Annotated in this window: 15 protein-coding genes and 2 pseudogenes; 11 read left to right on the top strand and 6 right to left on the bottom strand. The window is 56.7% G+C overall.

Going from position 1 to position 9,876, the window contains the following annotated elements; translation table 11 throughout:
- Positions 1-124: 124 nt before the first annotated feature.
- From ACPYOI_RS19945 to ACPYOI_RS19960, 4 genes are all read right to left on the bottom strand, one after another.
- A complete protein-coding gene (locus ACPYOI_RS19945; RefSeq protein WP_481423261.1) occupies positions 125-697 on the bottom strand; it encodes a DUF488 domain-containing protein in 573 nt (190 codons plus the stop codon).
- 525 nt (positions 698-1,222) lie between these two features.
- Complete coding sequence (locus tag ACPYOI_RS19950; RefSeq protein WP_481423262.1) at positions 1,223-1,522, bottom strand: helix-turn-helix domain-containing protein; 300 nt, start codon at positions 1,520-1,522, stop codon at positions 1,223-1,225.
- 100 nt (positions 1,523-1,622) lie between these two features.
- Complete coding sequence (gene rnk, locus ACPYOI_RS19955; protein WP_481423263.1) at positions 1,623-2,060, bottom strand: nucleoside diphosphate kinase regulator; 438 nt, start codon at positions 2,058-2,060, stop codon at positions 1,623-1,625.
- Complete coding sequence (locus tag ACPYOI_RS19960) at positions 2,057-2,563, bottom strand: PTS sugar transporter subunit IIA (protein ID WP_481423264.1); 507 nt, start codon at positions 2,561-2,563, stop codon at positions 2,057-2,059. Before ACPYOI_RS19960 ends, rnk begins: the two co-directional genes overlap by 4 nt.
- 497 nt (positions 2,564-3,060) lie before the next feature.
- On the opposite strand from ACPYOI_RS19960, the gene ACPYOI_RS19965 reads away from it, so the two are divergent.
- The 3 genes from ACPYOI_RS19965 to ACPYOI_RS19975 all read left to right on the top strand — a co-directional run bounded on the left by ACPYOI_RS19965 (position 3,061) and on the right by ACPYOI_RS19975 (position 4,901).
- On the top strand, positions 3,061-3,474 hold the full coding sequence (locus tag ACPYOI_RS19965; RefSeq protein ID WP_481423265.1) for a DUF5602 domain-containing protein: 414 nt from the start codon (positions 3,061-3,063) through the stop codon (positions 3,472-3,474).
- Positions 3,471-3,989, top strand: coding sequence for a plastocyanin/azurin family copper-binding protein (locus ACPYOI_RS19970; RefSeq protein WP_481423266.1), 519 nt, complete (start codon positions 3,471-3,473; stop codon positions 3,987-3,989). Before ACPYOI_RS19965 ends, ACPYOI_RS19970 begins: the two co-directional genes overlap by 4 nt.
- 123 nt (positions 3,990-4,112) lie before the next feature.
- Positions 4,113-4,901, top strand: a complete 789-nt coding sequence (locus tag ACPYOI_RS19975; RefSeq protein WP_481423274.1) for a two-component system sensor histidine kinase NtrB — start codon at positions 4,113-4,115, stop codon at positions 4,899-4,901.
- Here the strand turns inward: ACPYOI_RS19975 and ACPYOI_RS19980 are convergent.
- Together ACPYOI_RS19980 and ACPYOI_RS19985 are read right to left on the bottom strand one after the other, a co-directional pair.
- A complete protein-coding gene (locus ACPYOI_RS19980) occupies positions 4,898-5,749 on the bottom strand; it encodes a LysR family transcriptional regulator (protein WP_481423267.1) in 852 nt (283 codons plus the stop codon). The genes ACPYOI_RS19975 and ACPYOI_RS19980 overlap by 4 nt on opposite strands.
- Positions 5,750-5,995: 246 nt before the next feature.
- Entirely contained in the window at positions 5,996-6,277 is a 282-nt protein-coding gene (locus ACPYOI_RS19985; RefSeq protein ID WP_481423268.1) for a DUF488 family protein, N3 subclade, read from the bottom strand.
- Here ACPYOI_RS19985 and ACPYOI_RS19990 point away from each other — a divergent pair.
- The 8 genes and pseudogenes from ACPYOI_RS19990 to ACPYOI_RS20025 form a co-directional block, all read left to right on the top strand.
- A complete protein-coding gene (locus ACPYOI_RS19990) occupies positions 6,239-6,406 on the top strand; it encodes a Rieske 2Fe-2S domain-containing protein (RefSeq protein WP_481423269.1) in 168 nt (55 codons plus the stop codon). The two genes, ACPYOI_RS19985 and ACPYOI_RS19990, sit on opposite strands and share 39 nt — an antisense overlap.
- Complete coding sequence (locus ACPYOI_RS19995) at positions 6,352-6,582, top strand: hypothetical protein (RefSeq protein WP_481423275.1); 231 nt, start codon at positions 6,352-6,354, stop codon at positions 6,580-6,582. Before ACPYOI_RS19990 ends, ACPYOI_RS19995 begins: the two co-directional genes overlap by 55 nt.
- Before the next feature lie 201 nt (positions 6,583-6,783).
- Positions 6,784-7,053, top strand: a pseudogene (locus ACPYOI_RS20000) (K+/H+ antiporter subunit F); the annotation flags it as partial.
- Positions 7,054-7,176: 123 nt separating this feature from the next.
- On the top strand, positions 7,177-7,443 hold the full coding sequence (locus ACPYOI_RS20005) for a hypothetical protein (protein ID WP_481423270.1): 267 nt from the start codon (positions 7,177-7,179) through the stop codon (positions 7,441-7,443).
- A 415-nt stretch (positions 7,444-7,858) separates the two neighbouring features.
- Positions 7,859-8,437 (top strand): YjiS-like domain-containing protein, encoded by a 579-nt coding sequence (locus ACPYOI_RS20010; RefSeq protein WP_481423271.1) that lies wholly within the window; start codon positions 7,859-7,861, stop codon positions 8,435-8,437.
- Between the two features lie 30 nt (positions 8,438-8,467).
- A complete protein-coding gene (locus ACPYOI_RS20015; protein ID WP_481423272.1) occupies positions 8,468-9,028 on the top strand; it encodes a hypothetical protein in 561 nt (186 codons plus the stop codon).
- A gap of 276 nt (positions 9,029-9,304) precedes the next feature.
- Positions 9,305-9,532, top strand: a complete 228-nt coding sequence (locus ACPYOI_RS20020; protein WP_481423276.1) for a hypothetical protein — start codon at positions 9,305-9,307, stop codon at positions 9,530-9,532.
- 10 nt (positions 9,533-9,542) lie between these two features.
- Positions 9,543-9,830: pseudogene (locus ACPYOI_RS20025) on the top strand (DDE-type integrase/transposase/recombinase); the annotation flags it as partial.
- Positions 9,831-9,876: the final 46 nt, after the last annotated feature.

Genomic DNA, 9,876 nt, shown 5'->3' on the forward strand with positions numbered 1-9,876 from the left:
TGGCTCGAATGGCATCTTGATCTTTTACTGCTTGCCGACGGTTTTCATCGCTGGTCGGTATAAGTCGATCGCAACTATGATCGGACCACATAAACTCGTGACCCGTCGCGACTGCGTGTAGCGATCAGCATTGCGAGCGGTCGCCCCCCAGCAGTAGTGATTTCCTTGGATAAATAAGACTGCCGTTGTCACAGGTGATTGCCCCTGGAGTCAGCTTTGCGCGTACGATGGTGTTTTGGTCCATCAAGTGAAACACCTCCATGCCTCTGCTAAGGAGGTAATCTGCGACAATCCTTCGGTGACAACGCCACCATACGGCTTCTGCGCACATGACGGCGCAACGTCTGCGGCGTCCAATCTCCAGAAGCGTGGTTAGACCCTCCTTGTATCGCTCCGACATGGCATAGTCGGCATAGTTGTGAAAGCTTCTGTTGAGCCAAAGCGAGTTTATGTTGTCATCAATGTCCTTCTGTCTGGGACGCCTCCCTCCCAGTCCCTCGATAACTTTGTAGTCGATCTGATAAGCAGAAAGTTCAGATTTCAAATCGTTTTCGTCGAATTGAGGATTGCGGTGCGATTTTCTTATTGATCGAATGTCGGCGACAATCTCGACTTCTCCGACCCGTAACAGTTCAACGAACTGCGGAATTGTGCGGGTAGAATGACCAATGGTGAAGAAAGGTTGGAAACCAAACATAAACACGCTTCCGATGCTCAGGCTTACAGATCGATGATTGTCACCGACGTAGAGCCAAGGCTATGGTGTCAAAGATTGCTCATCACCAGATTTTCCGAACGCCGTTGCGGTTGCGCCGCGGACGCCGTCTTCTCTTGGTACTAAATAGTGTGATTGTCTCGATAGACAGGTAATTCCCACCAGGATGTGCCACCCTTCGGCGAGCTGGTGGCCTGCAATGCGATATTCTCGGTCGCCGGCCGACGCTGCGCAGGCGGCAGAACCCTTTTTCGTTGACGTTTCCAGTGGCGATAGCCGTGCCGAGCTTGGCCGCGGCTCTGGTCACACGTTGGCGAGCAGCTACAAAAATGCATAATTGCTCTAGGCCCATGGGATCAACCGCGTTTTGGCGACCACAGCTAGGGTTTCCGATACAGTTCGGTTTTTCTAAGCGAACTTCTGCCGCAAGCTCGCATGCCGAAACGCGGCACGCGCGCGTGAAGTCAACCAGGCATGGCAAGATCGGATGCGCCAACCTGATGTCGCCTACGGCACGAGGTCAGGTGCAACTATACCGCCTTCATTCTCCAATATGGCGATACGTTTAGCTTCAGATTTTGTAAATTTCAAACGCACACCGATGCCGCGCCCGTTGTCAGAAATGAAGACAGCGCCGGCTTTTTCCAACGCTGATTGTAAGGCAAATACTTCGTCATCGGTTGGTTCCGCGAGTTTACGCTCAAAATGTACGATGGTTTCGATGCTAACACCGGCAGATACTGCGAGGCGCTCGCGCGAGAAGTCGATAAGTGCCCTTGCTGCCCGACATTGGGAGCCATTGATCATAACTCACCTCCATTGCAAAAATACGATCGTCCAATGCATGCGCAGGGGCCGACGAGCGCTGCAACTATCGCTCGGACTGATTTCAAGGGCGAGCTCGCTCTCACCACATGCTATGCACACCGGTAACCGCTAAAACCGTCAGTTTGTGTCTCCGATTATCCCGTGCGGTCCAGCCCATCGTCTGCCCGGCGGCCAAGCCGAGAAGGGCAGTCCCAATGGGAGTGAGGATGGATATCTTTCGTTTAGAGATATCGGCGTCTCTCGGGAAAACAAGCGTCACTCTCCGCGCACCAGTATCAGTCTCATACTCTACGCTCGATCCCATGCATACGACATTTCCAGGCACCGAGATGTCGGCTACCACACGTGCACGTTCGAGCTCGAGCAAAAGACCATCGGAAATCTCGGGAGAGCGATGAGCCGCGGCGACGGCAACGTTGTTCAATCGCTCGTGATCCGTCTTGCCAATCACGATTGGCGGGATCTGTGAGGTCTCGATTTTTTTCATCATTTTCCTTTCGCATTCTTTCTTGTTCACCTGATGGACGCCCGGGTGGCAGCTCGCTCCGGAATGGCGGCCCAGTCGATCGCTCTTGGGTCACTGCCAAGGATGGCCATCACCTCGTCAGCGGAGCGTGCCAATCGGAGCCCCTCGCGAATCCGAGGTGCCCGAAGCAGCCGGCACAATTGGGCGAGCGCGGGCAGGAAGGTGCCAGCGGCAGAGCGAGGCCAAAGCAGGGTGAAAACAAGATCGACGGGATGGCCGTCGGAGCTGCTGAAATCAATAGGAGCGGCTAGTCGCGTGAACGACGCAACAGGACACGAGATCGATTGGAAGACAGCATGCGGGACGGCGACACCACGGCCAATGCCTGTTGCGCCGCTACTTTCACGCTTCCAAAGGCTCCGAAGAACAACCTGATCATCAAGCCCGGTTCTTTGCGCAAGCTTGACAGCGATCTTGGATAGCGCCGAGTGCTTCCCCTTTGTCACAAGGTCAAGCGTAACGTCTTCTTCTGACAGGTTTCTGAAAATCATCATGGTCGCCTCTAAGCCGAGCCGCGCAAGCGCGAACGAAGCGCCTTCGGCACTCCGTCTGCAGCTGTGCACATTGAATTGAGATGCTGGCGGACCCGGGCGCGATGCCAATGGAGTTCGCGTCCGGGCTAGAGGCCTGCTTTGAGGCGCCGTATGTGGTGCATGAAGATGTCCATAGTAATTAGAACATGGTGAGAGATTTTTTGAATTCAAGCGAGCGCCAAAAATCTGAGATCGCAGTTGAGTTCACGATCGCGCGTTCAATTTACTTTCGGCGGACGGGCGGCGAATAGACGATCCTTATCTTATGCGGGATACCATCGTTCCGCAGATGTCGGTGAACACCAATGTAGTGCAGAAATACTGCATTGAAGTGCCATTTTATTTCGTTGGACTAATATTATCGCCGGCTTTTGAATGGCTGTACGCGAAAGATCGGAGCAGCCCATTGGCTGCCGAATTTGGGCGATCGCGAATTCGAACGAAAAAGGACGTCCTCCATGAAAAAACTCCTCCTCGTAGCTGTTTTGACACTGGCCAGCTCGGTTTGTGCCATGGCAGCGGATGAAGTTGCAAAATCGCCACCGGCCGCCCCTTATCAGCAGGTTAGCAAGTTGGTGAAGCTACCCGACTTCCTGCCCGGCATGGGCCAACTCTTCGTCGATCCGGCGACACTGCCGGCCGGTCCGTTCCTCGCATATGATCACGACGGAAAGCTTGTCAGCACGATCTATATGCTGCCGACGAAGGATCTCAATCCTGACAAGTCATTCGATAATCTTGCTGCGCCCGGCGGCCACGTCGACCATATCGACGTCTACTACAATGCCGGCCATCCAGGCGTGGAAGAGCCGCATGTCCATGTCGTGCTGTGGCATGTCGCAGCGGACGGCGAAGCGAGCGTCGCCAAATGACGGTCGCGCGGCGTGACGTGCTGGGCGGTGGGCTCCTCGCCGCCCTTTCCCTGTCCAGGCGAGATGTGTGGGCCGAAAACGTGGTGGAAATTAAGATGCAGGGGCGCGCGGATGGCTCGCATGTCTGGTTCGACCCGATTGGTGTTCTGATCAAGCCCGGTCAGATGGTCCGTTGGATCAACCAGAACCCCGGCAATTCGCATACGACGACCGCCTATCATCCAGCAAACTTCGGGAGGCCGCTCCGCATTCCTGAAGCGGCAAACTCCTGGGATTCAGACTATCTCCTGCCTGACGAGAGCTTCTCCGTTACCTTCACCGAGCAAGGGGTTTATGACTATTATTGCATTCCCCATGAGCACGCTGGAATGGTCGGCCGCATTATCGTCGGCAAACCAGAAGCACATGGCGGTTGGATGGAGCCGGTCGCTGCAAGCCGCCTCCCGGATGAGGCCCTCAAGGCGTTCCCGACGGTCGAAGAGATAATGGCGAAACGGATCGTCCGTCAGGCTTAGAGAGCCGCCGCGAACGTTCGGCAGTTGTCCAGCCGATGAGGCGATCCATGAAGTGGATGCGGGCAGGGGACCGGAGTTCCTGACGGCCCTCTGTCAACAGGGAGATGACTAACCATGGCAGACATGGTGCTTGCGAAAGAGATTTCGCTGCGATCTCAGGCGGAGCGCAGCGGCTGCGCACAGGCAGTCCAACAGCGCGAACGCGCAATGTATCGACTTTCGACCTTGGGCGAGATGACTGGCGGTATTGCCCATGATTTCAGAAACCTCTTGGCGATCATCGAATCCGGCCTGAGGCTCGCCGAAAGAAAAGCCGACCAGCCGGAGAGCGTGCGCGCCTATATTGCGGCGGCGCGGGAAGGCATCAATCGAGGTGTCGAGCTGACGTCCCAGTTGCTCGACTTTGCAAACCACAGAGAACTCGAAGTCCAAGCTCGCGACTTGAACGAGCTTGTCAAATCTTTCGAGCCTTTCCTCAAATTTGGCGCGGGAGCTCACATCCGCGTTAAGCTCGAACTTGGTTCTGGGATCCCGAGCTGTCTAATCGATCCGTCGTTCTTGGACGCCGCCGTTCTTAATCTGGTCCTCAATGCTCGGGATTCCATGCCAAGCGGCGGCGAGATTTCGATCCTAACAGAGCGTTTTATCCAGACGGATGCTGCAATCGGCCAGCCTGCGCCGGGAGCCTATGCGCGCCTTCGCGTCAAGGACAATGGCTGCGGGATGGAATCGGATCTATTGCAGCAGGTGTTAGATCCTTTCTTTACGACTAAGGGCGAAAACGGCACCGGAATGGGATTGTCCCAAGTATACTCGACTATGCAGATGGTCGGGGGCCATCTGCTGATTGCCAGCGAGCGAGGAACCGGGACGACGGTCGATCTTCTGTTTCCATCGGAAGTGGCCGCTTAGGCCCCTATCTTACCCTCGGATAGAGCGCGCAAACCCGCCAGAGCAGGGGCCACAACGCTCTCGTCAGCATTTGCAGACCTCACCGCGTAAACCGGGTAGGAGTACTGCGGCATTTCGGGTACGAGGTGGAGCTGCCCCGCCGCTATATGCGGCTCCGCCGCACTCATCCTGAAATACCCGGAGCCGCCGCTCGCAAGAACATAGCTAAGCGCCAAGGGACCGAGATCGAATGAGAGGTCCGGTGTGACATCCGGAAAATTCATGTCGTGGTGCAGCACGAAATCCGGCCCCCAATCCATATAGACGTAGTTCGTCTCCTCGAGGCGCTCCGCTTCAGGATCGGTTGTCACAAGGACGAGCTTTTCTTCCATCAGCAGATCGATTTTGAGGCCGGGGCGATGTTGGGGCGCATACATGATCGCCACATCGACCAACCCCGAGGCGACCTGATTGATCAGATCCTGAGGGACGTCGACATGTACGCGAAGCGCGATGTCGGGAAGGGACTGACGAATCCAACTGACCCAGTTCAGCAGGAGCGGTTGCGCAAGCGTGACTTCGCTGCCTACGGTCAGCACTGCTCGGCGGTTTGCCGGCACCGCGACCTGTTGACGAGTGCGCTGCCATAGTTGGACGAACGTTGGCGCGTGGCGCAGGAACTGCTCGCCAGCCGGCGTGAGAGACGCTCCCCCTTTATTTCGAACGAACAGCGGTCGGCCAAGCAGTTGCTCGAGGTTGCGAATCCGCGCGCTAACTGTCGTCTGAGCAACATTCAAGCGTTCAGCGGCGCGAATAAAGCTTCCCGTTGAAACGATTTCCAAGAACGTACGGGCGAGCTCAATGTCCATCGAGCATTATCATAAAAATTGCGCTTAAATGTCAATCGAACTCGTTTGGTAAATACTAGCTAAGGCTAATATTGGGTGAAATCGACCAGTCGAGCGCTGCACGCTGGGTAGCTGATTAACCCAGCGGGGCCGCGCCCGAGGTATTGCGCGACGAGCCAGTTGGCGCGGCGGCACAGCTCATAATAGTCGCCGCCACGGCCCACACCCGCGCCGATCGTCGGCGATCGCGACACTCGGTAGGGCATTTTATCGATGTGGCACCAAGATCTCCGTGAGGACAACAGCATCGTTATGCGTCTCGTCGTGCGCCGCATAGACAAGTGTGATCGGACCTTTAAGCACTAAGTTGCGCAATCGATCAAATTCCTCGCGATGCTCCTTGATCTCCTTGGCCCATGACTGGGCCTGATCTGGCGCGGTATCAGACTTGCTGATCTTCCTGACGGCAGCCAGCTGGTCGGCCATTGCGGCGATGCGCAGGCGCTCGTTGTGCGCCGCGGGGCGGAGTTCTTTGCCGTTGACGCGCATTGTTCGCCCTACAACCGCCCGCTCGTCGACAGACTAGTGGTCGACGACACCGTCCGCTGCCCATGGCATTACGCATGTTTCAGCTTGCGGACCGGGGAGGCCTTCGCGCACCCGCCTTCAGGCCGCTGACATGCTGGTGGGTGGAGAAGTGCGACGGCTATATCTTCGCGGTTGGCAAGCACAAGCGCGCAGAGACAACAAGCGAGCATCCTGTCGAGGCTGCGCCCGAGAAGATCGTCATCGTCGGGCAATTGCTGTGGAAACCGAAACAGTGGCTTACAGAAGATCAACGTGAACAGGATTGATTTTCAACTTCTTGCGCTTCCAGGCACCCCAATGGTGATCACCTCGACATTTATCGTCATGGATCCGTTGGGATCGCAGCCAGAAAGTCGCCCAAGGATGAGTGAGGCCGAATGAACCATGTTGATATCCGGAAATGCAAAACCTGAAGTGGGCCAACTGAATCCAAGCCATATCATCCTCGCGACCGACGTCAGCGCAAGATGCGACCGAGCACGGGACCGCGAACGCTTGCACAAGCTATGCTGGTGGCCGCCATGGGGTGGGCTTCGTACATAGGATAATTCGCGGACCGCGCGCGCACGACAGATACTATGTCTCGATGCGATGTATGTGACCGGATGCTATTGGTGTTGCCGATCGGAATCCGCACCGCAAGCCCGATCTATTTCGAAGCCGCCTTGATCATCGGTGTGCTGGGTTCGTCTCAAGCGTCGCTCGCCAAGTTCCTTATGCGGGGCGAGGTGATCGAATGCATGCCGAGAACCTGCCCACTGGGCCGCGCTGCTGGACGGTTTTCCTCGTCCTTCTAAGCGCCCGGGCTGACGCTGGTCGAAGCGATCGGAACCCTGCGGTTCGGCACCTTCTTCGAGCGCGTGCATGCGCCGACCCTCGGCACGAGCTGGGGAACAAGAGCCATCGCGCTCGCGTCGTCTGTTTTTCAGCGTTCGGTTCGGTCCGTGGCGCAAGAGATCCTGATCGGCGTCCTCATCGCGATTACTCGCTCGCCACCCGATGCTGCTCTACCGCGCGGCCCTCTATCGCGACCGGACCGAAGGGATCAAGGGCATTCCGACACGATCGGTCATGCGGCCTCCGCAGGAAACGACCGTCCGGGTGGGGTTGGAACTGGCGGTGAGTAGCCGCCGTCCGAGAGCGACGGCTGCCAGTCAAGCAACTCCGCCCGTGAGCGCCCCGTCAGCTGGCAGTATTCGCTCGAATTAACCTCGTTTCGCCAGCGTCCAAAGGCCGCATCTCAACCGATTGAATCCTTACGCCAAGTGACCATATCGGAGTCATGACTACTTCACGTCGACACAAGCAATACTTAGTCCTCTCAGCGTCCCTGCTGACGCGCTCGTAACCCCGAGCGGCTCGAACGCACGCGTTCGCCGCCTCGGGGATCCCTCTGAAATAGACAGTCTGGCCGCGGCTACTCGCGCGGAGCTTAGCGCCGTTGCGTCTGCATGCCGGTGATGCCTCCCGTATGCCCGTTTGCCGCTTCGCTTCCGCGGACCTCGCGACGGGGCCGATCAATGTTGCGAATGGAGGGCAACAATGTCCGCATACGAACACTCATCAACCCAAGTCCGCCACGATCTGACGCTGCGCAGTCCCAGGGTCACGGTCGCGCGAATTCTTCTACGTGCGCTGCAACGCCGGCAGCGGAGGCGGGCGGCCGCCGCGCTTAATAACCTCGACGACAGGCTGCTCGCGGACATCGGTATAACGAGGAACGACATCCCCAGGATTGTCGAAGGGCTCTTCGCTCCGTCAGAACAGGTCACCAAAATCAATGAGAGCGGAAAGCTGTCCGAACCCTCCATACTGTTGAACAACGATGGCGACCTGGCGGACAAGGCCCGGGTTAGAGCCCAGTCAACGCAAGTTAAGCGCACTGACACGGAAACGCCGACGCAAAGCGCTGCAATTGTTAAACGCTCCATACCAAGTGCGAGACAACGTAGCTCGCCGGTAACGAAGGTTGAGGCAGCGAAATTATCCGGACAGGTTTTCATCGCTGAAGCAATGCAATTGGACAATGAAATAAATCAGCTGAGACGGCAGTTGGCTCATAAGTTGCGTTTGCAGAACGAGCAACTAAAGCGAATGCTTGCCCGATACGATACTTATTAAACGCAAATGGCTCCTAACAATTGGATAAATATGAAGACCCAGCAGCGAAAATTTGTCGTCGAAGTTAAGTCGTCCCGCCGAAGGGGCGGAGCATTAAAGCCGTCTTTCTGGGGCAACGCCGATCTCAAGGCGTTAGCGCGTGAAGCCGCGGCGGAGGCGGAGCAACTGTTCGCGCCGATTGAGATCTCGCGGAATGACCTGGCAGAGGTCGGTGGAACGACCGATCCAGGCGCTAACATCCCTACGGCCCGAGTCCGCAACGATGATCCCCCTGAAGGGACGCCGCAGATCGTTCTGAGAACACGCGATAATGATGCCGAGATCGAACCAACGACCGTGGACCGTGCCGAACCTAGCGCGACGAAGTCTGTTTTGGCGCCCCTCGGTTTCGCTGTTCGACACAACCGCAGAAGACAAAGAAAAACGACAGCTATCTCTCATGCCGAGCGAAATGATTCCCATATCATCGACAATGAACTGCTCAGATTGACGGAAGAAAACCGAAGGCTGCAGTCTGTATTGAAGGACCGGCTGTTGGCGGAAAACGCGCAACTCCAAGAAATGCTCAAGCGTTATCAAGCTGGTTTGTAGAAGGAGAGACGATCCTCGTCACAGCATGATTGGTTGAGCCCCGAGATCCGCGACACGCATTCAATTAGAGGTCTCTGATGTTGTAGCCACATGTAACAGGGGATTGGATTCTCGACATCGGTCCGGTGCAACCAGCCGACCTGAAGGCAGGCGGCAAGATCGTTCACGGCTTAAAGGTGAGCATTGCGCAAGCGCGATCCTGCTTCGGTACCAATCTAGAGATCGTCAATGCCCTCAAGCCTTGGCGGACCATCGAGGAAAGCTTGCGACGGTTGAATGAGCATCGGGCACTCGAAACCGAGGAGTGCGCTCTACAAGGGTGCCGAACCCGTGTTACGGCTAGAGGACATGCATGGCTATGGGCCTGCCAAGGACTGGGATCTTCAGCTTGCCGAGGATCTTCAGGACTGGAGGGAGGGAAGGCTGGCCTGGTCGGAGGTGGATAGGGGGCTTCTGCTCAGCGGCCCAACCGGCGTCGGTAGAACTATTTCTGCCGGGCGCTAGCCGAAACCTGCTGCGCTCATACGGCGCGGCAAAGCGGGAAGACATGCCAGATGTTGAAAATCGATCTCACAAGGGTCTCAACAACCGCGCCGAGAACTCTCACCTACCACTGCGAAAACGTGAACGGATGATGCAGGGATTTCGATCGGTCAGCGGCGTGCAGCACTTCGTATCGATCTTCTCCGCCGTTCGAAATCTCTTCGTCGCACCGCATCAGAAACACTCAGCCCTTGCCACCCATATTCATCGCATCCGCGCCATGGCACACTGGAAGGCCGTGACCGGCGCGCACGCCTGATTTCACTGCTTGACGCCATCCTCGATCATGGATGAAACAATGTGAC

The organism is Rhizobium sp. SVR5-2C (genome assembly GCF_056755115.1).